The following is a 21,056-nucleotide window of genomic DNA, read 5'->3' on the forward strand; positions in this document are numbered from 1 at the left end:
TTAAATACCATCTTTGATTGCTTTTATTGCTTGAAGAAAACTGTCTAATTTTTTTTCATAAGAGATTGCTGGCATATTTTTCTTTTTACTCTCAGTTTTAATTATCGCCTTTGTCTGTAATTCTGAGTAATTATAAAAATTACCTCCTCTTTTTCTATACCTATTCTTAATATTTTCTATGGCTGCCCCTCTTAGAAGATAAATAGGTAGTTTTGACACTAAAACTTCGATGTCTATTCTTTTTCTGCTCGTTATATTTAAATGTTGTTTTTTTGATAAATTAATCAGTTCTACCAGAGTCATCATTCGAACAAATGTTAATTTGTCTTTTACTCGCGATATGCGTCCTTGCCTAATGATTTTAAATGTTGTATCTTTGATTTCCCATATGCCAACATTGCTTGGTGTTTTAAGTAGTATATTAGGAATGAATTTTGACGCAGCTACTATAGTAACTTTGTCAAAATGATTCAAGTATTCAGAGATTTGGCCCTCTAATCTATTAAGTGAATCGAATTCACTTTTAATTTCAAAAGCATGAAGAGTATCATCTTTCACAAAGAAAACATCTACTCTTCTCGTGAAATTAGCGATGCTAAATTCTGTTATAGCATAACTGTTAGAATCATCTTCGCATTTCAATAAATGCGTTAAAAGTATTTTTTTAATAGCGAACTCTTTTATTTTTTCGTTTTCTTTCATTCTGCTGTTCCAATTAAAGCAATGGGGTATTATAAACTATATGTACTAGATTTTGTAGTAGATGATAATTTTAATATTAAAGCCCATAAAAATGTACGTCATTGCTTAAAAAATAACTACTTTAGATTGGTTTTAACCTATTTTAAACACCTCCCTACGATGCCACTCCACAAACCCCTCCCTTGGATAATTCCTTTTCACCATTGGCAGCGCAATTTGCTTCCCTGCAAAATCCCAGAACAGCCGCCCAACAATCCCTCCCCCATTCACCGCCTCGGACACCAGCACCCGCATACTCTCATCAAGCCCAATAGAGCCCTTATCAAACGCCTTATGATGAATCGCACACAGTGCCAGTCCGTTCGGGATCTCACACGGCCCGCCAAACTGCTTCCACTTAATATGCGCAGCTTCAAGTCCAACAGATGCGTTATCATGCCGCATGTTGAACCCGCAGATTGCGCATTCATAGTTATAAGCACGCAACACCTGCTGACGGAACAGCGGATCGCGAACCTTACGGATCTGTTGAATATCAAAACCCATCTCATCCGCGATCTCCTCCTGAATGCTTTCAGGAAAGTGCGCTTCAAGGATCTGCTGCGCCAGCGAGCCGATCAGGTTTTTGTTCTTACTCAGCAATGCAAAGTGTTCTTCATCAAACCCACCTGCGACATTATGTTCCACAAGTTCTTTGACGGGCGGTTGCTTACTGCCGGTGGTCGAACAGAACTCAGTGTTCTGAAGATCCCAAAATCCGTCCCTCTTGAGCCGCCAGAAGGGCATATTCGGGTAATGCGCCTTCCGCTGTGGGCCAAAGCGTTCTAACAGGCTAAGCAGTTGCTCGTGGACCTCGGTTCCGTAATCAAACAGTCTCACATGCCCCTGCTGATAGTTCGCCAGCACGTACAGAAGCAATAAGGGCTTATGCGGCGCACGCTGTTCGCCTTTGCGCCAGATGGTGATGTCGGCAATTGCCTGTTCGAGAGTTTTGCTGGAAGCCATCGCGTTACGGAAGAAGGTAAATAATTGCGATGATGCTCGCAAAACCCAGACCAATCAACCCGCAATCAATAAAAACATGACCTTACCGCAAAGAATTCTATTTCCTGAATCCCCCTCGCAAATTCCAAATTTCCCCCACCCAAAACCGCTGTATTTATATTCAGCCCTGTATAATAAGCACCAGAAATTACGCCGAACGGCAAAGGAAGTATCAAGGAATATTTAAAGAGAGAATTCGCGATATGAAGGTGCTGCAACACCCCCATACCGCTAACCACTACCAACTACTGAGGAGTTGAAAATGGCTGCGACGAATTTTAAGCCAGAGTTTACTGTTTGCAAAACAGAATCAGACGCTTTCACCAGCATGATTGAAAACCGCGAGCTGGTACGCAAAAACAGCGCCCGCCGTCTGCACGGCAACCCGCCCAACGCGGCGCCCGTCCACCCTCGCGCGGAAACGCCGCAGGACAGTGCCGCTTGCTGCGAACTGTATGCACGCATAGACATGAAATACCTTCTCCTAGGCGGCGACTGGTTAACCCGTGCAGGCTTTATCAACGGTATGCCTGTGAAAATCCGCGCCATGAAAGACTGCATCGTGATTACGCCACAGCATACAAGAGAATTATGGGGATGTCTGGAAGGTATGAGTGTGGTGAATATAAATAAGCAGAAAGTCGTGCAGTGGTTAAAAACGTTTCCGGGAGCGCTGAATGATACGGGAGATATACCTATGGTGAAGCGCGGAAATGGTCTGGCAGAGTTAGAATAATATCTAAAATATCCCTTCATTAATCATGTAAAAGGATAAGTTAATACGGGCTTGAATACGCATGCCCGTATTTTTCCTTTTTTAAATGAATTATCTAACACCGCTGGTGCACTCAATAAATCGGTTGTAACATTCTCCGCAAAGCGACAGGGAGGATTGCTATGCAGATTTGTAGGATGGATTACAACGATGTCTCAGCCGATGGACGAAGGCTGAAACTACACGTTTATGGCGTTGGGACGTTTCCCGTTTTTTCAGGGATAGAACCCGTAACCAATATTGCAGAGTGCGCCTTTATCAGGAATGCAGCATTACCTGTGGGTACGTACTGGATCGTTGATGCACCGGAAGGCAGTATTGCTAATCGGGTCGAGCGGTTTGTAAAAGACTTCAAGAACGGTACCAAACATTCTGAATGGTTCGGTTTGTTTAATGCTACTACCATGGCTGATAACGTATTTGTGAATGGGGTCGACAGAGGTTCATTTAGACTTCATCCGTTGAGGCCGAATGGTGAGGGAGAGTCGTGGGGATGCATAACGTTCTATAATATCCCTGATTTTCAACTGGTTAGACAATCTTTGCTTGCTCGTAAGAAGATTCGTGTTCCTGGTGGTAAAGGGTTGATGGCATATGGACGTATTGATGTGACAGGAAGGGCTGATTATGCTTCATGCAAAGTTAAAAAATAATATCCTGATTGGTCTGGCATGCCTCATTGCTTCCTTCTTTATCGTCCTGTTTCCTCTGGGAGGCTTGCTCGATTACTTATCTCAAGCAAGCAATGATTTTTTAAATCGCACCGGTTTGGGGTTTGCTGATGGTGAAGCAGACCCATCATTCCTGTGGGTGCTAGGTGGGATGATGGTCGTCGTTACCGCGCTACTGATGATTATCATCCGAAAGATATACAACCTGAAGCAGGGATGAAATATTTCATAGCTGCTTTCTAAAACAATTAAGCGGCTTCATGCCAATCCCCCGCACTCCACCGCTAAACCTACTTTAACTAAACACCGGCACCCCCAACCCAACCTTCACCTCCCTCAACGTCGCCTGCGTCACCCCCTGCGCCCGTTCTGTCCCGCGCTTCAGCATCGCCATCAACTCTCCCTTGTCCTGCATGTACATCGCCCTCCGCTCCCGCATCGGTGCAATCAGCTCCTGCAAACACCCCTCCAGCTCGTTCTTGCACGCCCGGTCACCCAGCCCGCCCGCCTGATAATGCGCCTTCATCGCCGCCACTTTCTCTTTGTCCGGATGAAACGCGTCGAGGTACGTAAACACCACGTTCCCCTCAATCTGCCCCGGGTCGCTCACCTTCAGGTGGTTCGGGTCGGTGTACATGGCGCTCACCGCACGGTGAATGGTCTCTTCGCTGGCCGAAAGGTGCAGCGTGTTGCCCAGCGATTTCGACATCTTGGCGCTGCCGTCGATGCCGGGCAGACGGCTGGTGTCGCTCAGCATCGCCTTGCAGTGGCGCAGCACCGGGGCGGGCAGCAGGCTGTTCATCTTGTGCACAATCTCGTTGGTCTGCTCAATCATCGGCAACTGGTCGTCGCCGACCGGCACGCACTCGGCCTTAAACGCGGTGATGTCCGCCGCCTGGCTGATGGGGTAGGCCATAAACCCGACCGGCAGCGAGCGGGCGAACCCTTTCTGCGCAATCTCGTTCTTCACCGTCGGGTTACGCTCCACGCGGGCGACGGTGACGATGTTCATATACAGCATCGTCAGCTCGGCGAGGGCGGGCAGGGCGGACTGCAGGCAGATCGTGGTCATATTCGGGTCGATGCCCGCGGCGAGGTAGTCGGCCAGCACTTCGGGGATGTTGTCGCGGATCTTCTGCGGGTTGCTGCCGTTGTCGGTCAGCCCCTGAAGGTCAGCAATCAGCACAAACTGGTTGTGCGTTTGCTGGAGCGCCACGCGCTGGCGCAGCGATCCGACGAAATGACCGAGGTGCAGTGGGCCGGTTGGGCGGTCGCCGGTGAGGATGGTTGGTGTGTTCATAAAGACTCCTTAATGTGCAATTGCCGAAAGGGGTCTTAGAAAAGTGAAAGCCGCCTTTCGGCGGCTATCAGAAAATGGGGAAAACTACTCCGTGCCGCCTTTAAGAAGGCAGCCACCAGCGGTTTACGGTGAGCACGGCGTGGTTTATGTTCATCTCTTTACCGTATCACGTCCGGCGCGAAAAACAAAAGGGCACGTCATGCTGCAATCACTCAACCACCTGACCCTCGCGGTCAGCGACCTGCAAACAAGCGTCACCTTCTGGCACGAGCTGCTGGGGCTTGCGCTGCACGCCCGCTGGAATACCGGGGCCTATCTCACCTGCGGCGATCTGTGGGTCTGCCTGTCCTACGACGAGGCGCGCCAGTACGTGCCACCGCAGGAGAGCGACTACACCCACTACGCGTTTACCGTGGCGGAAGAGGATTTTGAACCGCTCTCGCAAAGGCTTGAGCAGGCGGGCGTCACCGTCTGGAAGCAGAACAAAAGCGAGGGGGCGTCGTTCTATTTTCTCGACCCGGACGGGCACAAGCTGGAGCTGCACGTGGGCAGCCTCGCCGCGCGGCTGGCGGCGTGTCGCGAGAAGCCCTATGCGGGCATGGTATTTACTTCAGACGGGGCTTGAGGCGCGCACCTTCAGCCTGCCCGCCAGCGTCACGTGTGTGGCGGCATCTTCCTGATTGCACAGGTACTCCACCGCCAGCCGTCCCAACTCGCTGTAGGGCAACTGGATACTGGTCAGCGGCGGGGTTAGCTGTTCGGAAATCTTCTGGTCATCGTAGCCCGCCAGCAGCATGTCCTGCGGGATACGCACGCCATTCACCGCCAGCGCCTGGTAGCAGCCAATCGCCAGCCAGTCGCTGGCACAGAAAATGGCGTCCGGGCGTTCGGTCAGTTCCAGCAGGGACGTGGTGGCGGTAAAGGACTCGCTGAACTGCCAGTTGGTCTGGCGCACCAGGCTCTCGTCACACGTTAAACCGGCCTGCTTCAATGCCGCCTGGTAGCCCGCCAGACGCTGGCGCGAGGCCTCCATCCAGCTCTCGCCGGTGATGTGGGCGATGCGCGTGGCGCCGCAGGCGATGAGGTGTTTAGTCACCTGGAAAGCGTTGGCGTAGTCGTCCGGGATAAACGACGGCAGCAGCGGCGAGCCAGGGTCGCGCTGGTTGAGCAGCACCAGCGGGATGCGGGTACAGTCCTGAAATGGCGTCATATCGACGACGTTCGTGACCGGAGAGGCAAGAATAATCCCGATGCAGTTGCGCTTGTCCAGCTGGCGGATGATGTTCAGGGCCAGCTCCACGTCGTCGCCGTAGTCGTAGACGGTGAGCAGCGTCTCGTTGCGCCACGCCGCTTCCCGCGCCTGGCTGATGGCGTCGATAAACGGGTCGAAGCTCTGCAACGAACTGACCAGCAGGGCGATCTCCTCCTGGTTGCGCGGAGCGTGAATGGCAGGAAGACGGTCGTAGCCGAGCTCGGTAGCGACGTTGATCACCCGCTGACGGGTGTCGTCGCTGAGCTTGATGTTGCGGGACTGGTTAAGCACCAGCGATACCGTCGCCTGCGACACGCCCGCCGCCCGCGCAATATCGTTCATCGTCACTTTCGTTTTTCGCTTCATCCGTCCTCTCCCTTTCGCGAATTTGCATCATACCCTAACCGCACGCTTTAGCGCCGCCGATCACGTTTCTCATTCATCGAAGCGTGAACTTTGTGAGAGGCGTCGCTTTTCTTTGCTCCGCGATTTGCGCATTTATCCCGCAGCTAATATTTATTAGCTAAACATTATCAGCAAGAGGATGCGTAATGAAAGAGCAGTGGAGTAAAGAACAGGCACAGGCGTGGTATCAGCAAAAAGGCTGGTTGTGCGGGTTCAACTATCTGCCGTCGACAGCGGTGAACTGGACCGATATCTGGCAGGAAGAGACCTTCGATGCCGCCACTATCGACCGCGAGCTGGGCTGGGCGGCGGACGCGGGCTATAACACCCTGCGCATCAACCTGCCGTTCATCGTCTGGGAGCATGACCGCGACGGGCTGATGGCGCGCATCGACCGCTTTTTGACGATTGCCGACGACAATGGGTTCAGCACCATGCTGACCCTGATGGACGACTGCGGTTTCTCCGGCGATGAGCCGTACCTCGGCCCGCAAAAGCCGCCCGTACCGGGCAAACACAACAGCCAGGCGGCGGCGAGCCCGGGGCGCGACAAGGTGTGCGATCGCGACTGCTGGCCACAGATTGAGCGCTATATCCGCGACGTTGTGCGCCAGTTCCGCGAGGATAAGCGCGTATTGCTGTGGGATCTGTATAACGAGCCGGGAAACCGCGGCATTTTCGCGACGGGCACGGAAGAGGTGTTGTACGACAAGAAGCTGGAGACCTGCGCGCACGAGTTGATGAAGCTGGCGTTCCAGTGGGTGCGTGAAGAAGATCCGACCCAGCCGCTTACCGTCTGCGCCTGGCGTCTGCCGGCGGAAGAGGAGGGCGAGACGTTTTATCAGCACCCGCTGGACCAGACCGCGCTGGAACTGTCGGACGTGGTGAGCTATCACGCCTACACCAATACCGGGCGCATGACGGCGATTATCCAGCAACTTCAGGCGCTGGGCCGCCCAATCTTCTGCACCGAATGGCTGGCGCGTCACGTGGGCGGCACCATCGAAGAGCAGCTCCCGCTGATGTACATGGCGAAGGTCGCGCCGTATCAGTGGGGGCTGGTGCGCGGTAAAACCCAGACCTGGCTGCCGTGGCCGGTGGTGATGAAGGAGTCCACGGACTACTGCCGCCTGTGGTTCCACGACGTGTTCGAGGAGAACGGTATCCCGTTTTCACGCGCTGAAATCGCGCTGATGAAGAAGCTGCGCAATATCGCCCCGGATCCGCAGGGCTAATAATAACGACCCGGCGCGCTGTCGCCGGGCAACCAGGTACGCACTATGGCAATGACAATGAAAATACCGTCTCGCGAGTTATGGTCCTACTTTGGCTATGGTTTAGGTCAGTGTTTTAGCTTTGGTTTAGTGGGTTCGTTTATAAACTATTTTTACACCGACGTGCTGGGGATCTCGGCGCTGGCGGCAAGTACCATCTTCCTGATTGCCCGCGCGTGGGACGCGGTTCACGATCCGCTGTTTGCCAGCATTATGGACACCATTAACAGCCGGTTTGGCAAGTTTCGCCACTTTTTACTGATTGCGCCGCTGCTGATTACCGGCGTCACCCTGCTGGCGTTCTATAAAATCGAAGCGGACATGACCACCAAAATCCTCTACGCCGGGGTAACGTATATCCTGTGGGGGACGCTGTACGCCATCTCCGATATCCCGTTCTGGTCGATGTCGTCGGTGATGACCAATGACTCCGGCCAGCGCACCCGCGCGGTGACGGCGGCAATGCTCGGGGTAAACGCCGGGATTGCCTGCGCCAACATCTTCTTCCCGAAGCTGGCGGCGTTCTTTGCCCAGTACAGCAACGATAAAGGCTACTTTATGGCGGCGCTGGTGATGATGCTGGTGGGGCTGCCGCTGATGCTCAACGGCTTTATGCAGATCAAAGAGCGCGTCCCGCCCAGCCCGGAAAAGGTGACGATGCGCGACACCTTCCACAACCTGCGCCAGAACAAGCCGCTGTTTATCGTCCTGCTGTCGTTCTTTTTCTGCGTGTTCCATAACGTGGCGGGCGGACTCTATATCTACTTCTTTATCAACAACATGGGCGACGGCAGCCTGCAAATGGCAATTGGCGTGATGGGGATAGTGGCGGCGGTGCTGTGCCTGGTCGCCCCGCTGCTGACGCGCCGGATGCAGAAGCGGAAGCTGTTTATGATCCTCTGCGGGCTGGACGTGGCGGTGCGCGTGGTGATGTGGTTTGTCGGGTATCAGCAGGTGACGATGCTGTTTATTCTCCTCGGCCTGAGCACGCTGTTCGTGATGATGACCAACATCCTCACTTCGTCGATGATTGCCGACACCATCGAGTACGCGGAGTACCACACTAACAAGCGCTGCGCGGCGATCACTTTCTCCGGGCAGACCTTTACCGGCAAGATGTCGGTGGCGGTGGGCGGCGGGTTAATCGGCGTGTTTCTGACGATGATCAACTATGTGCCGCAGGCGCAGATCCAGAGCGAAGGCGTACTGTCGGGGCTGTTCTTCGGGATTTGCCTGCTGCCGGCGATTGGGTCGCTGATCCGCATGGGCTTTATGTCGCGCTTTACCTTTACCGAAGAGAAGCATGCGGAGATTTGTCGGCTGCTGGCGGAGCGGAATGCGTCTGCGAAAGCGCCGGGTGGCGGCTGCGCCTTACCCGGCCTACAGGACCAGCCCTTGTAGGCCTGATAAGCGAAGCGCCATCAGGCTTCGAGTAATGACTTACAGCGACTTCACAAACGCCAGCAGATCTTCGTTGAGCTGATCCTGGTGGGTCAGCGCGAAGCCGTGCGGCGCGTTGTCGTACACCTTCAGCGTGGCGTTTTTGATCATCTCCGCCGCCAGCTTGCCGGTGCTTTCAAACGGCACGATCTGGTCGTTGCTGCCGTGGATCACCAGCGTCGGCACGTCGATTTTCGCCATATCCGGACGGAAGTCGGTTTCGGCGAAGGCGGTCACGCAATCGATGGTGCCCTTCAGGGACGCCAGCAGGGCGATGTTCAGCGTCTGCGTCAGGGCACCCGCGGAAACGGTCTGCCCGGCGTTGGTGCCGTAGAACGGGGTGGCGAAGTCGCTGATGAACTGGGCGCGATCTTTACGCAGTCCGTCACGGATGCCGTCGAACACGCTCTGATCCACACCCTGCGGGAAGGTATCCGATTTACCGAAGATTGGAGTGACCGCGCCCAGCAGCGCCAGACCAGCCACGCGTTCGCTGCCGTAGTTGTTGATGTAGCGGGTCACGTCGCCACCGCCCATGGAGAAGCCCACCAGCGTTACGTCGCGCAGATCCAGGGTAGTAATCAGGTCGTTAATGTCGGACGCAAAGGTGTCGTAGTCATAGCCGTTCCACGGCTGATCCGAACGCCCAAAGCCGCGACGGTCAAAGGCGATGGCGCGGAAGCCGCGCTCGGCCAGGTAGTTCAGCTGGCTGTCCCACATGTCGCCGTCCAGCGGCCAGCCGTGGCTGAAGAGGATCGGTTTGCCCGCGCCGCAGTCTTTGTAGTAAATCTGCGTGCCGTCTTTTGCCTTAAACAGTGCCATAGTGTGTTCCTGTGCAGGTGATCGTTATGGTTATACCGGCGCGACCAGATAGCGAATTGCCGGTGATGTTGTGCCCTGATGAAAAGCCAGAACGCGGCTCTGCAACAGGAGGTCATTCATGGTGTGGCGTTCCTGCTGGCGCAAATGCTCAATCCAGGAACCCATCAGGAAGGTCTCGATAAACAGCCCTGGACGTTCGATATCCTCGTACACCGCCCAGCTCATCGCTCCGGCGCGGCGGCGCACCCGGCGTAGCTCGTGCACGGCCTGCAAAAACGCTTTCGCGTTCTGTGGGTCGATGATGTACTCGTGCGACACCAGCACCGGGCCGCGCTCGTTCGGGAGTTCAATCTCCACGCCGTCCAGCGGCTGCCCGCTCAGGTCGAGATTTAAATTCGGATCTTTCTCCAGCTTCCAGCGGAACGCCGTCGCGCTTGCCAGCACCATCCCCAGCGTGGCAACCACCAGCGAGGTCGGGGTGCCGAACTGCGAGGCGATCTGCCCCCAGACGGCGCTGCCTGCGGTCATCGAGCCGAAGAACACCGTCAGATACACAGCCAGCGCCCGGGCTTTTACCCAGCGGGCGGCGCTGCGCTGTGCGCCAAGGTTGAGGGTGGAGAGCACCGCAATCCACGCGAAGCCGGTAAAAAACTCAAACAGGTTCAGCAGCCAGACGTGGCGCACGAACGCCAGCGCCAGCATGGTGAGGGCAAACGTCAGGCTGGCGGCCACCATCAGCCGATCGGCATTCAGCCGCTGGCGCAGGCGCGGCAGCAGGATCGCCCCGGCAATCGCCCCCAGGCCGATACACGCCAGCATCACGCCGTAGCCCGCCGGGCCTAAGCCCAGCTCGCGGCGCGCCACCAGTGGCAGTAACGCCCAGCCCGCGCTGCCGAAAACGAAGAACGCCACGGTACGCACCAGCACGTTGCGCAGCACCGGGGCGGCGTGCACGTAGCGAATGCCGGACCGCACCGCCGAGAAGAAGTGCTCCGGCGGCAGCCGCTGCACGGAAGGCGCCGGACGCCAGCGCCACAGCACCCACGCCACGCCGACCACGGATAGCGCGTTAAGCGCAAACACCATCCACGGCCCGGCCAGCGACAGCAGGAAACCGCCCAGCGCCGGGCCAATCGCCCGGCTGATGTTGACCCCGAGCGAGTTAAGCGCCACGGCGGAACCCAGCTCGGGCTTGCTCACCAGATCGGGCACCACCGCCTGGAACGGCGGCGAACTCATGGCCGCGCCCACGCTCAGCAGAAACGTTGCCGCCAGCAGAACGGTGGGGGTGACGTGTCCGGTAAAAGAGAGCAGCGTCAGCCCGGCAGCGGCGATGAATACCCATAGCTGGGAGAAGAGCAGGTATTTTCGTCGGTCAACGATGTCCGCCATCACCCCGGACGGCAGGGCGAAGAGGAACATTGGCAGGCTGCTGGCCGCCTGCACCAGCGCGATATCCAGCGGATCGGCGCTGAGCGTCAGCATGCTCCAGTTGATGCCGACGTCGCTCATCCATGAGCCGACGTTAGAGACCACCGTGGCGATCCACAGCATGCGGAACACCGGCTGGCTCAGCGGCTGCCAGGGCGAAGCCGCCGATGCGGGCGTCGTCTCGACGTGTGCGTCGCGAACGTCGTTAACCTGGGTCATGCGAACCTCTCCGTCGTCTTACGCTGCAGCCGCCACTGGCCCGGTCCGGTGAGGGCGAGGGTGGTGAAGATAATCAGCAGCAGCCAGCCAAACTGCCCTTCGGCAATCGACCAGTTCGGGTGGACCGCCAGCATCGCCACCAGCAGCACGGCGATAATCGGCAGGCACGCCAGGCGGGTGTAAACCCCTGCAATGATAAACAGCGGGCAGATGACCTCGGCGACGATCGCCGGGATCAGGCTCGCGTAAGGTCCGAAACCAAACGGATCTTCGATGCGCGTCAGCTCTTCGCTGAAGTGGAGCACCTTAGGCAGGCCATGCACGTAAAGCAGCAGCAGGCTGCCGGTCAGGCGCAGGAAAAACAGCCCCGGATCGATCCGGGGTGAAGCGTCATTTTGTTTCATCAGAATGCAAAGCAGCTGCAGCCCAGCGCCCCCCAGAAAGCGTTATCGTCGGACACCGGCATCTCTGACGTGCGGGCGAAATCATGCTGGTGGCTATGAACCCCGCACGGGCCGCTGCAGTGGTGGACGGCGCTCATGCCGACGCGTGCGGCCTGCGGCGGCGCGCTGCGGTAGTGGCCCGGCACCTTTACCACCGGGGACCACTCGGGCAGGACCGGAATGGCGGGCGGTGCGAGCGGGCCAAAGCTGCCAGCGGCGTAGACGATATCGCCGTTGACCACGGTGAGGACGGACTCGATGCCCTTGATCTCCTCTTCCGGCACACGGAAGTAATCTTTGCTGAGCACCGCCAGATCCGCGAGCAGGCCCGTTTTGATCTGCCCCTTCTGGTTCTGCTCGCTGGAGAACCACGCGCTGCCCTGGGTCCAGAGCATCAGGGCGGTATCGCGATCCAGACGGGCGCTGTGATCGTACATCTGCATCCCGCCAACGGTGCGGCCGGAGACCAGCCAGTAGAGCGCGGTCCACGGGTTATAGCTCGCCACGCGGGTGGCGTCGGTGCCTAAGCCCACCGGCACGCCGGTCTCCAGCATTTTCGCCACCGGCGGCGTGTGGCGGGTGGCTTCGATGCCGTAGCGCTCGGCGAAGTATTCCCCCTGGAAGGCCATGCGGTGCTGCACGGCAATGCCGCCGCCCAGTTCTTTGATGCGGTCGATGTTGGCCTGTGACACGGTTTCGGCGTGGTCGAAGAACCAGTGCAGCCCGTTGAACGGAATGTCGCGGTTCACCTTCTCGAACACATCCAGCATGCGGCTGATGGATTCGTTATAGGTGGCGTGCAGGCGGAACGGCCAGCGGTGTTCGACCAGATGGCGCACCACGCGCTCCAGCTCGTCCTCCATGCCCGGCGCGAGATCCGGGCGCGGCTCGAGGAAGTCTTCAAAATCGGCGGCGGAGAAGACCAGCATCTCGCCCGCGCCGTTGTGGCGGAAGAAGTCGCTGCCCTGGCCCGGCGTGAGCATGTCGGTCCATTTTTCAAAGTCTTCCAGCTCGTGGCCCGGACGCTGGGTAAACAGGTTGTAGGCGATGCGGATGGTCATCTGCTTTTTCTCGTGCAGCTCGGCAATTACCTCGTAATCTTCCGGGTAGTTCTGGAAGCCGCCGCCCGCGTCGATGGCACTGGTCAGCCCCAGGCGGTTCAGCTCGCGCATGAACTGGCGCGTGGAGTTGACCTGCTGCTCCAGTGGTAGCTTCGGCCCTTTGGCGAGGGTTGAGTACAGGATCATGGCGTTAGGACGGGCGATCAGCATCCCGGTCGGGTTGCCGTTGGCGTCGCGCTGGATCTCGCCGCCCGGCGGGTTCGGCGTGTCCCTGGTGTAGCCGACCACCTCCAGCGCGGCGCGGTTGAGCAGGGCGCGGTCGTACAGGTGCAGGATGAAAACCGGCGTATCCGGCGCGGCGTCGTTGATCTCGTCTAAAGTTGGCATACGGCGCTCGGCAAACTGGAACTCGCTCCAGCCCCCCACCACGCGCACCCACTGGGGCGACGGCGTGCGCAGGGCCTGCTCTTTCAGCATGCGCAGGGCATCTGCCAGGGACGGTACGCCTTCCCAGCGCAGCTCGAGGTTGTAGTTCAGCCCGCCGCGGATCAGGTGCAGGTGCGAGTCGTTCAGGCCGGGGATGGCGGTGTGGCCTTTTAAGTCGACCATCTTAGTGCCGTCGCAGTGGTGTTGCATCACCTCGGCGACGGTGCCCACTTCCAGGAATTTCCCGTCGCGCACGGCAACGGCTTCCGCGAGAGGGTTCTCGCGATCGACGGTGTGAAACTGGCCGTTAACCAGAATGAGATCGGCTTTACCGAGGGTAACCATAACTGCTCCAGACTGAGAGGGGAATGGTCAGGATTATGGGAACCGGTTTCGGGAAAGATCCAGTTATACAATAGGATAGGTATACCAAAGTATAACTATACCTAAGGTTAACTATACGAAGAGATAATTACGCGCCAGCGGCGTGGGTCATAGGATGAATGCGATTTTATCGGCGTGCTGTTCGCGGCGATTTTAACCTTTAACCTCACTGGATAATCTTATGACCACTACAAAGCTCGAAGTCTTAACCCCAGCCAACTGTCAGATCATCTTCATCGACCACCAGCCGCAGATGGCGTTTGGCGTGCAGTCTATTGACCGCCAGGTGCTGAAAAACAACACCGTGGCGCTGGCGAAAGCGGCAAAAGTGTTCAACATCCCGACCATCATCACCACCGTTGAAACCGAAAGCTTCTCCGGTAACACCTATCCGGAGCTGCTGGACGTGTTCCCGGGTCAGGACATTCTGGAGCGTACCTCCATGAACTCCTGGGACGACCAGAAAGTGCGCGACGCGCTGAAGGCTAACGGCAAGAAGAAGGTGGTTGTCGCGGGCCTGTGGACCGAAGTGTGCAACAACAGCTTTGCCCTGTGCGCGATGCTGGAAGGGGACTACGAAATTTATATGGTGGCGGACGCGTCCGGCGGCACCTCCAAAGAAGCCCACGACTTCGCGATGCAGCGCATGATCCAGGCGGGCGTGATCCCGGTGACCTGGCAGCAGGTGATGCTGGAGTGGCAGCGTGACTGGGCGCATAAAGAGACCTACACCGCGGTGATGGATATCGTGCGCGAGCACTCCGGCGCGTACGGCATGGGCGTGGATTACGCCTACACCATGGTGCACAAAGCGCCGTCTCGCCAGAAGAGCGAGCACCGTACCTTAGCGCCGGTTCCGGCACGCTAAATCCCGGCGGCGGGCTGGTCCCTCATCCGGCTCGCCACTGCCTTTTTCTCTGGAGTTCACAATGAGTACAGGGTTGATATCCCTCGCGGCAGGCGTGCTGATTGGCCTGATGTATGCCGTGCTGAAGGTGCGTTCCCCCGCGCCGCCCGCGCTGGCGCTGATTGGCCTGCTGGGCATGCTGGCAGGGGAACAGGCGATGCGTCATCTTTTATCCCGCGATAATCCCGCTGGCGTGCAGGTGACGGTTCCCCACGTTCAGCACCTGACCGGAGCGTCATCATGAAGGCCTGGATTATTTCGCTGGTGTGCGGGGTCGCGGCTGGGGTAATTTACGCCCTGCTCGACGTGCATTCCCCGGCGCCGCCGGTCGTCGCGCTGCTTGGCCTGTTCGGCATGCTGGTGGGTGAACAACTGATCCCCATCGGACGGCGTCTGGTGAGCCGCGAACCGCTGACCCTGGCCTGGTTTCGTCATGAATGCGTACCGAAAATCAGCGGTACCGCGCCCCCAGCGCCCGCGAAGGAAAGCCGCGACGCGTAACGAATTGTTTGAGGAAAGACAGCATGACGCTGCCGTGGCGCATTGCCATCATTGATGACGAACGCTCTGTTCGCAGCGGGCTCAGTAACCTGCTGCAATCGGAAGGGTATGCTACCGATACCTTCGATTCGGCAGAGGTGTTTTTGAGCCACCCTCTCGCCCTGTCCGGCGCGTCGCTGGTGATCACCGACATCAAGCTGCGCGGCATGAACGGGATCGAGCTGTTTGAGAAGCTGCGGTTGCTGGCCACGCCGCCGCCGCCAATACTGTTTATCTCCGGCCATGCGGATGAAAATATGCAGCGGTATGCACTCAGCCTGGGCGCCGCTGCATTTTTGCGTAAGCCGATTAACATCGATATTCTGCTGGATCATATTCAGCGGGAGCTGACCCGCCGACAATAAGGATCGCGGATGAACGAACAAACGTCGCCTGCATTTTGGCCCGCCCGGGGAAGTCTCCATGAAGGGCGGGCTTTTGTTCTGAAAGAGGATGTTATTTTTACCGTGCTGGCGCAGGAGGGCGGCATCTCCTGGATGAACGGGCGGCATCCCCAGTCAGGCGGTTCGTTTATTATTGCCACCGCGGTCAGCGATGAAGAAGAGGAGCGGGCAACGCGGCTGCTTAAAAACGAGTTTGCCCTGCGCGATCGACTTCATGACGGCTGGGCTATCCGGCCCGTCGCTTCAACCCAGTACCGCGGACGTTTTGCGCTGGTCTACGCGCCGTTCTGCTTTGAACTGCTGGCGTGCCGGGCAGGTAAGGCGATTTCCGGGATCGCCCGCTTTATCGAGATGGCGATCCGCATCTGCGGTCCCCTGCGCCAGATGCATCTGCACAACCTGATCCACGGCGATATCAAACCCGGGTCGATCTTCGTTCATCACGACGCCACCAGCCGTCTGTGCAGCTTTGGTCTTTCCTGCGCCACCTCCGACGCATTCTCCCAGTCCCGGCTTGCCGCGTCTGGCGGCACGCCCGCCTACATGTCACCGGAACACACCACGCGTACCCGGCGCGCCGTCGACAGCAGGAGCGATCTCTACAGTCTGGGTATCGTGCTTTATGAACTTCTGACCGGGCGATTGCCGTTTGAACTGAGCGCTGATGACCAGACTAACTGGGCGCATTACCACATTGCCTCTGAGCCGCTTGCGCCGGGCCGGGTGCGTCCGGACGTACCCGGCATGCTGTCGACCATTATCCTTAAGCTGCTGGAGAAGAATCCGGAGAATCGCTATCAGACCGTCGACGGGCTGATTGCCGACCTCAGGCGCTGCCAGGCGACGCTGACCGCCGAAGGTGAGATCGTCGACTTTATTCCCGGCAAGCAGGATCGCTCTCCGGCGATCCATCTTGCCGATTCGCTTTTCTCTGCGCATCCGCAGGCCAGCGACGTCATCGCCGCGTTTGAGCGGGTCAGCCAGAGCGGTGCGCCGGAACTGGTGACGATTGGCGGTCCGTCGGGGATCGGCAAATCTTCCGTGATCGCCACCACGCTGAAATCGCTGCAACAGCGCAAGGTGCTGCTGGCGGTGGGCAAGGTCGATCAATACTCTCCCACGCTGCCCTACGGCGTGCTGAGTTCGGCGTTTCGGACGCTCACGCTGCACCTGCTCGGGCTGCCAGCCGGGGAGGTGGCGACGTGGAAAATCCGCCTGTCGCGCGCGCTGGAAGGCTTCGAGGAGCTGGCTGTCAGCCTGGTGCCGGAGCTGAATTTATTTCTTGAGAACAAACCGCGTTTCTCTGCGGATACATTTTCCATCGACGCGCGGGCGCGCTTCAGCCATATGGTGCTGGCGCTGGTGAAAACCTTCGCCACCCAGGGCGCGCCGCTGGTGCTGCTGCTGGATGATGTGCAGTGGATCGACGCCGCCAGCCTGCAAACGCTCGATCACCTGCTGCGCGCCTGCGGCGCCATCCCGCTGCTGGTGGTGGTGGCGCACCGCGATCTCAGTTCGCTTTCTGATCCCAGCTTGCAGACCGCGCTGGCGAGCCTGCCGGAGGCGGCGCAGCATGCCATGACGATCGTGCCGCAGCCGCTGTCGGTGAAGGCCGTGGCACGCTGGCTCGGGGGGATTTTTCATGCCCGCAGTACCGGCACCTCCGATCTTGCCACGCTGATCCATGAAAAAACCGGCGGCAACCCGCTGTTCGTTCAGGAATTTTTCCGCCGCATCGTCGATGACGGACTGGTGGTGCACAACAAATATCAGGGGAAATGGCATTACGATCTCCAGGCCATCCGCGCCCGGCATTACACCGAGAACGTGGTGACGCTGGTGCTTGAACAGCTCAAGGAGATGCCCGACGAGACGCGCCGCCTGCTGGGCAGCATCGCCTGCCTCGGCTGCACGGGCGAGCTGGAGATGCTGTGCCGCGTGGTGGGGCAGTCGGCGGCGGAAATCCGCTACGCCCTTCATCCGGCGGTTACCGCTCAGCTGATTGTGCTGACGGAGAAAGAGTACGCTTTTACCCACGATCGGGTGCAGGAAGCCGCCTTTGCCCTGCTGGATGAGGGCGAGAAAAGCCATCTGCACCTGACCACCGCCAGCCTGCTGGCGGATGCCGCGCGGCAGACGGCGGGTAACGAACTACTGTTCCGCGCGGTTCACCACGTCAGCGCCGCGCTGGACTGCATCCAGCCTGCGCCGCAGCGCCAGAGATTCCGTGAGCTGAGCCTCCAGGCCGCGCGGCGTGCGAAGCGTACCGGCGATTACCTTTCCGCCTTAAGTTACATCCAGACCGCCAGAGCGCTGGGGAACGCGGGTCCGGTCTCGGACTTTATGCTGGATATCGAAGAGGCGGGCTGTGAGTTCGCGCTCGGGCACCTGGAGCGCACGCGCGCGCTGTGCGATACGATCCTCGGCTCACCGGGCGGGCTGACGGAGAAAGCGCTGGCCGCTAACCTGCTGGCGGAAGTCTATATGCGGCAGTCGGAGATCCGCCTGGCGCTGGAGGCGTCGTTATGCTGGCTGGGCGTGTTCGGGATCCAGATCAGCCGCTACCCGGAAAATGCCGAATGTGACGAGGCCTGGCAGCAGTTCTGTCAACGCACCGCCGACGCGCCGCAGAACCCGTTTACTCAGCTTAAGCTGATGGAGAGCGCGGAGACCGAAGCGGTAATGAACCTGCTTTACAGCGCCAGTATTTTCGCCAGCTTTACCTGCCCGCGCCTGCACTTTTTACTCCTGTGCCGGATGATGCACCTCACGCTCGATCGCGGCATAACCGGCGCATCCACCACGGCGATGGCCTGGTTTGGCGTGCTGATTGGCCACCGCTATGCCGAATACCGTCTCGGGTTTGAGTACGGCACGCTGGCTCGCGAGCTGGTGAACCGCCACGGCTATGATGCCTATGAAGCTAAAACTCTGCTGCCGCTCGACCAGCTCAGCGTCTGGACCCAGCCGCTGTCGTACACTATCGAGTGCGCCAAGGCCTGCTTTACCTCGGCGGTGACCCACGGCGACATGACGATGGCCTGCTTCGCGGCTTGTCATCAGATCATTAACTTCCTCTCCCGGGGCGATCATCTGGACGGCGTGTTGACCAGCATCGATCGCGGTCTGGCTTTTGTGCGTAAAACGGATTATCAGGACATTGAAACCGTTCTGCACATTCAGCGCCGCTACGTGGAGTTTTTACGCACGCCGGTGACGGGCACATGGAGCGCCGCCCAGGCGCTGCCTGACGATCTGCTGCCCGCACCGCCGGAGCAGGCGCCCGAGCAGACCTCGACCATGCTGTTCTGGTACTGGCTCTATCGCGGGATGGCGCACTTTACCTGCGGCGAATACGCCGACGCGCAGGCGGATTTAGAGAGGGCGGGCTGGTATGCGTGGTCCGCACCGGGCCATATCCATCTGCTGGATTACCATTTTTACAGCGCGCTGGCGCTCTCCCGCCAGCTTACGCCGGAGACCTTCTCGGCGGATTATCGCCGCAGTATTCATCACCATTACGACAAAATTGCCCTCTGGGCGCGGATCAATCCGGGCACGTTTGCCGATAAAGAGGCGCTGATTTATGCCGAAATCGTCCGTCTGGACGGCATGAACAGCATCGCGCTGGAGCAGTATGAAAAGGCGGTGCGGCTCTCGCGGGAGGGCGGGTTTAACCCGATCAATGCCCTGGCCCACGAGCTGGCAGGGCGTTTCTCGCTGGCCTGCGGCTACCCGACCGCCTCCGACGCCCATTTCCGCGGTTCGATTGCCGCCTGGGGCCGCGCCGGGGCGCAGGCCAAGGTGCGTCAGCTGGAGCAGGATTTCCCGCATCTGCTGGCCTCCGGGCAGAGCCGCGCGTACGACACCGTGGCATTTGCCCAGAACGAGGTGATCCGCGATTTACAGAGCGTCATCAAAGCCTCACGCGCCTTGTCCGAAGAAATCAACCTCGAGCGTTTAATTGAAAACCTGATGACGCTGCTGCTTGAACGGGCCGGGGCGCAGCGTGGCCTGCTGCTTCGCGTCAGCGATAATCACATCCCGGAGATCGAAGCCAGCGCCTGGACCAGCACCGACGGGGTGCGGGTTCGCATCCTGAAAGAGACACCGATGGCGACGGACATGCCGCTGTCGGTGCTGGCCGCGGTGATCCGCACCGGGCAGGAGATCCGCACCGGCAAACCGGAGGAATTTCACCCGTTCAGCCAGGATCCTTATCTGGTGACGTCCGGCGCCGCCGTGATGTGTGTCCCGATGTTCAAACAGGCGCGACTGGTGGGGGTTCTGTATCTGGAAAACCGCCTGATGCCGGAAGTGTTTACCGCCGAACATTCGCGCGTGGTCAGCCTGCTGGGCGCGCAGGCGGCGGTTTCGCTGGAGACGGCACGGCTCTACGCCGAGCTGCTGGCGGAAAACATCCACCGCCGACGGGTGGAGAAAGAGCTGCGCGCCAGCCAGACCTCGCTGATGCTGGGTGAGCAGATCAGCCATACCGGCAGCTGGCGCTGGGAGCTGGTGCAGGATCTGATGTTTATGTCCGAAGAGTACGCCCGTATTCTTGGCCTGCCGGAGCAGCAAAAGATGATCTCAATGGCGGAGTTTTTGACCTTCGTGCATGAGGATGATTATGGCCGGATCGGTAACCTCGTTAATCAGAGCGTGCGTGACGGACTGTCGATGCGCGCGGAGTTTCGCATTATCCGCACCGACGGCTCCGTTCGCTACATTCTCGGGATTGGCGATCCGGTGGGCGTGGGCAGCGAGGTGAATGAGTATTACGGCATCATTACCGACATCACCAGCCAGCGGGCGGCGGAAGATGCGATGCGGGTGGCGCAGGCGGATCTGGCGCGAGTCTCACGGGCCACCACCGTCGGGCAACTCACCTCCTCGATCGCGCACGAGATCAACCAGCCGCTGATGTCGATTGTCTCGAACGCCGGCGCGAGCCTGCGCTGGCTCAACCGCGATCCGGCGCGGCTGGACAAAGTGCGCGAGGGGCTGGAGGAGATCGCTGCCGAGGGCGAGCGGGCAGGGGAGATCATCCGCAGCATTCAATCTCTGACGCGCAAACAGGACCCCACGTTTACGCGAATCGATCTGCACTTCCTGATCCACCACATCATTATGCTCTCCCGCAGCGAACTTGAGCTGCGACACATAAGCGTTGATTATCTCCTGAACGCTGACGACAGCTTTATCATCGGCGACAGCGTGCAGATCCAGCAGGTGCTGCTTAACCTGGTGATGAATGCGATGGAAGCGATGGCGGAAGTGACGGATCGCCCGTGCTGCATCACGATCGCCACCGCGAACTGCGCCGAAGGGAAGGTGATCTTTGAGATCGCCGATACCGGCAGCGGCATTGAGCCGGAGCTCACCGAGCGGATCTTTGACTCGTTCTATTCGACCAAAGCGCAGGGAATGGGAATGGGGCTGACCATCAGCGCCAGCATCATTGAACGGCACCGGGGAAAACTGAGCGCGCGCCGCAGAGAGCCGTACGGGACGGTGTTTACCTTCGCGTTGCCGCTTGCCGGACAGGAGGCGTAA

The 21,056-nt window shown here is 58.5% G+C and carries 19 protein-coding genes; 11 read left to right on the forward strand and 8 right to left on the reverse strand.

Annotated features, from left to right (window positions below):
- Positions 1-702, reverse strand: coding sequence for a sce7726 family protein (locus ACQG1K_RS02680; protein ID WP_367075489.1), 702 nt, complete (start codon positions 700-702; stop codon positions 1-3).
- A 132-nt stretch (positions 703-834) separates the two neighbouring features.
- Complete coding sequence (locus ACQG1K_RS02685) at positions 835-1,707, reverse strand: phosphorothioated DNA-binding restriction endonuclease (protein ID WP_367075491.1); 873 nt, start codon at positions 1,705-1,707, stop codon at positions 835-837.
- A 301-nt stretch (positions 1,708-2,008) separates the two neighbouring features.
- Between ACQG1K_RS02685 and ACQG1K_RS02690 the strand changes: the two genes are divergently transcribed.
- The 3 genes from ACQG1K_RS02690 (at position 2,009) to ACQG1K_RS02700 (ending at position 3,412) form a co-directional block, all read left to right on the forward strand.
- Positions 2,009-2,482 carry a SymE family type I addiction module toxin gene (locus ACQG1K_RS02690; RefSeq protein ID WP_367075492.1) on the forward strand — a complete coding sequence of 158 codons (474 nt, stop codon included), beginning with the start codon at positions 2,009-2,011 and terminating at the stop codon, positions 2,480-2,482.
- A 161-nt stretch (positions 2,483-2,643) separates the two neighbouring features.
- Positions 2,644-3,174 carry a DUF2778 domain-containing protein gene (locus ACQG1K_RS02695; RefSeq protein WP_023305371.1) on the forward strand — a complete coding sequence of 177 codons (531 nt, stop codon included), beginning with the start codon at positions 2,644-2,646 and terminating at the stop codon, positions 3,172-3,174.
- Positions 3,149-3,412, forward strand: coding sequence for a hypothetical protein (locus ACQG1K_RS02700; RefSeq protein ID WP_367075495.1), 264 nt, complete (start codon positions 3,149-3,151; stop codon positions 3,410-3,412). Before ACQG1K_RS02695 ends, ACQG1K_RS02700 begins: the two co-directional genes overlap by 26 nt.
- A 75-nt stretch (positions 3,413-3,487) precedes the next feature.
- Here ACQG1K_RS02700 and trpS read toward each other — a convergent pair whose 3' ends face one another.
- Positions 3,488-4,492: a tryptophan--tRNA ligase gene (gene trpS, locus ACQG1K_RS02705; RefSeq protein WP_367075497.1), complete on the reverse strand. Its 1,005-nt coding sequence runs from the start codon at positions 4,490-4,492 to the stop codon at positions 3,488-3,490.
- A 199-nt stretch (positions 4,493-4,691) separates the two neighbouring features.
- On the opposite strand from trpS, the gene fosA reads away from it, so the two are divergent.
- The gene (fosA, locus tag ACQG1K_RS02710) at positions 4,692-5,117 is read left to right on the forward strand and encodes a FosA/FosA2 family fosfomycin resistance glutathione transferase (protein ID WP_367075499.1); all 426 of its coding nucleotides are present in this window, start codon (positions 4,692-4,694) and stop codon (positions 5,115-5,117) included.
- Here the strand turns inward: fosA and ACQG1K_RS02715 are convergent.
- Positions 5,103-6,110: a LacI family DNA-binding transcriptional regulator gene (locus ACQG1K_RS02715; protein ID WP_069596203.1), complete on the reverse strand. Its 1,008-nt coding sequence runs from the start codon at positions 6,108-6,110 to the stop codon at positions 5,103-5,105. The two genes, fosA and ACQG1K_RS02715, sit on opposite strands and share 15 nt — an antisense overlap.
- 185 nt (positions 6,111-6,295) lie before the next feature.
- On the opposite strand from ACQG1K_RS02715, the gene ACQG1K_RS02720 reads away from it, so the two are divergent.
- Together ACQG1K_RS02720 and ACQG1K_RS02725 are read left to right on the forward strand one after the other, a co-directional pair.
- Entirely contained in the window at positions 6,296-7,384 is a 1,089-nt protein-coding gene (locus ACQG1K_RS02720) for a cellulase family glycosylhydrolase (protein WP_367075501.1), read from the forward strand.
- 45 nt (positions 7,385-7,429) lie between these two features.
- Entirely contained in the window at positions 7,430-8,824 is a 1,395-nt protein-coding gene (locus tag ACQG1K_RS02725; RefSeq protein WP_367075502.1) for an MFS transporter, read from the forward strand.
- A 39-nt stretch (positions 8,825-8,863) separates the two neighbouring features.
- Here ACQG1K_RS02725 and ACQG1K_RS02730 read toward each other — a convergent pair whose 3' ends face one another.
- From ACQG1K_RS02730 to ACQG1K_RS02745, 4 genes are read right to left on the reverse strand one after another with little or no spacing between them, the layout of a single operon-like run.
- Positions 8,864-9,685, reverse strand: a complete 822-nt coding sequence (locus tag ACQG1K_RS02730; RefSeq protein WP_038415217.1) for an alpha/beta fold hydrolase — start codon at positions 9,683-9,685, stop codon at positions 8,864-8,866.
- A 30-nt stretch (positions 9,686-9,715) separates the two neighbouring features.
- Positions 9,716-11,335: an MFS transporter gene (locus tag ACQG1K_RS02735; RefSeq protein WP_038415218.1), complete on the reverse strand. Its 1,620-nt coding sequence runs from the start codon at positions 11,333-11,335 to the stop codon at positions 9,716-9,718.
- Positions 11,332-11,739, reverse strand: coding sequence for a DoxX family protein (locus ACQG1K_RS02740; protein ID WP_038415219.1), 408 nt, complete (start codon positions 11,737-11,739; stop codon positions 11,332-11,334). The genes ACQG1K_RS02735 and ACQG1K_RS02740 overlap by 4 nt, the downstream gene beginning before the upstream one ends.
- Positions 11,739-13,610 carry an amidohydrolase gene (locus ACQG1K_RS02745; protein WP_038415221.1) on the reverse strand — a complete coding sequence of 624 codons (1,872 nt, stop codon included), beginning with the start codon at positions 13,608-13,610 and terminating at the stop codon, positions 11,739-11,741. The genes ACQG1K_RS02740 and ACQG1K_RS02745 overlap by 1 nt, the downstream gene beginning before the upstream one ends.
- Positions 13,611-13,830: 220 nt before the next feature.
- Here ACQG1K_RS02745 and ACQG1K_RS02750 point away from each other — a divergent pair, with 220 nt between their 5' ends.
- The 5 genes from ACQG1K_RS02750 to ACQG1K_RS02770 all read left to right on the forward strand — a co-directional run bounded on the left by ACQG1K_RS02750 (position 13,831) and on the right by ACQG1K_RS02770 (position 21,056).
- Positions 13,831-14,517 carry a hydrolase gene (locus ACQG1K_RS02750; RefSeq protein ID WP_022646922.1) on the forward strand — a complete coding sequence of 229 codons (687 nt, stop codon included), beginning with the start codon at positions 13,831-13,833 and terminating at the stop codon, positions 14,515-14,517.
- Between the two features lie 61 nt (positions 14,518-14,578).
- Positions 14,579-14,800, forward strand: a complete 222-nt coding sequence (locus ACQG1K_RS02755) for a DUF1427 family protein (RefSeq protein WP_022646923.1) — start codon at positions 14,579-14,581, stop codon at positions 14,798-14,800.
- Entirely contained in the window at positions 14,797-15,057 is a 261-nt protein-coding gene (locus ACQG1K_RS02760) for a XapX domain-containing protein (protein WP_006810276.1), read from the forward strand. Before ACQG1K_RS02755 ends, ACQG1K_RS02760 begins: the two co-directional genes overlap by 4 nt.
- A gap of 23 nt (positions 15,058-15,080) precedes the next feature.
- Complete coding sequence (locus ACQG1K_RS02765) at positions 15,081-15,461, forward strand: response regulator transcription factor (RefSeq protein ID WP_006810275.1); 381 nt, start codon at positions 15,081-15,083, stop codon at positions 15,459-15,461.
- 9 nt (positions 15,462-15,470) lie between these two features.
- Positions 15,471-21,056 (forward strand): trifunctional serine/threonine-protein kinase/ATP-binding protein/sensor histidine kinase, encoded by a 5,586-nt coding sequence (locus tag ACQG1K_RS02770; protein WP_367075505.1) that lies wholly within the window; start codon positions 15,471-15,473, stop codon positions 21,054-21,056.

The sequence above is a fragment of the Enterobacter cloacae complex sp. 402C9 genome, assembly GCF_050030745.1.
Taxonomy (GTDB): Bacteria; Pseudomonadota; Gammaproteobacteria; order Enterobacterales; family Enterobacteriaceae; genus Enterobacter; species Enterobacter intestinihominis.

Coding starts and splice junctions, on each gene's coding strand:
- ACQG1K_RS02755 (WP_022646923.1), top strand. CDS start 14,579: ATGAGTACAGGGTTGATATCCCTCGCGGCAGGCGTGCTGATTGGCCTG.
- ACQG1K_RS02730 (WP_038415217.1), bottom strand. CDS start 9,685: ATGGCACTGTTTAAGGCAAAAGACGGCACGCAGATTTACTACAAAGAC.
- ACQG1K_RS02770 (WP_367075505.1), top strand. CDS start 15,471: ATGAACGAACAAACGTCGCCTGCATTTTGGCCCGCCCGGGGAAGTCTC.
- trpS (WP_367075497.1), bottom strand. CDS start 4,492: ATGAACACACCAACCATCCTCACCGGCGACCGCCCAACCGGCCCACTG.
- ACQG1K_RS02700 (WP_367075495.1), top strand. CDS start 3,149: ATGCTTCATGCAAAGTTAAAAAATAATATCCTGATTGGTCTGGCATGC.
- ACQG1K_RS02740 (WP_038415219.1), bottom strand. CDS start 11,739: ATGAAACAAAATGACGCTTCACCCCGGATCGATCCGGGGCTGTTTTTC.
- fosA (WP_367075499.1), top strand. CDS start 4,692: ATGCTGCAATCACTCAACCACCTGACCCTCGCGGTCAGCGACCTGCAA.
- ACQG1K_RS02685 (WP_367075491.1), bottom strand. CDS start 1,707: ATGGCTTCCAGCAAAACTCTCGAACAGGCAATTGCCGACATCACCATC.
- ACQG1K_RS02750 (WP_022646922.1), top strand. CDS start 13,831: ATGACCACTACAAAGCTCGAAGTCTTAACCCCAGCCAACTGTCAGATC.
- ACQG1K_RS02735 (WP_038415218.1), bottom strand. CDS start 11,335: ATGACCCAGGTTAACGACGTTCGCGACGCACACGTCGAGACGACGCCC.
- ACQG1K_RS02715 (WP_069596203.1), bottom strand. CDS start 6,110: ATGAAGCGAAAAACGAAAGTGACGATGAACGATATTGCGCGGGCGGCG.
- ACQG1K_RS02680 (WP_367075489.1), bottom strand. CDS start 702: ATGAAAGAAAACGAAAAAATAAAAGAGTTCGCTATTAAAAAAATACTT.
- ACQG1K_RS02725 (WP_367075502.1), top strand. CDS start 7,430: ATGGCAATGACAATGAAAATACCGTCTCGCGAGTTATGGTCCTACTTT.
- ACQG1K_RS02745 (WP_038415221.1), bottom strand. CDS start 13,610: ATGGTTACCCTCGGTAAAGCCGATCTCATTCTGGTTAACGGCCAGTTT.
- ACQG1K_RS02765 (WP_006810275.1), top strand. CDS start 15,081: ATGACGCTGCCGTGGCGCATTGCCATCATTGATGACGAACGCTCTGTT.
- ACQG1K_RS02760 (WP_006810276.1), top strand. CDS start 14,797: ATGAAGGCCTGGATTATTTCGCTGGTGTGCGGGGTCGCGGCTGGGGTA.
- ACQG1K_RS02695 (WP_023305371.1), top strand. CDS start 2,644: ATGCAGATTTGTAGGATGGATTACAACGATGTCTCAGCCGATGGACGA.
- ACQG1K_RS02720 (WP_367075501.1), top strand. CDS start 6,296: ATGAAAGAGCAGTGGAGTAAAGAACAGGCACAGGCGTGGTATCAGCAA.
- ACQG1K_RS02690 (WP_367075492.1), top strand. CDS start 2,009: ATGGCTGCGACGAATTTTAAGCCAGAGTTTACTGTTTGCAAAACAGAA.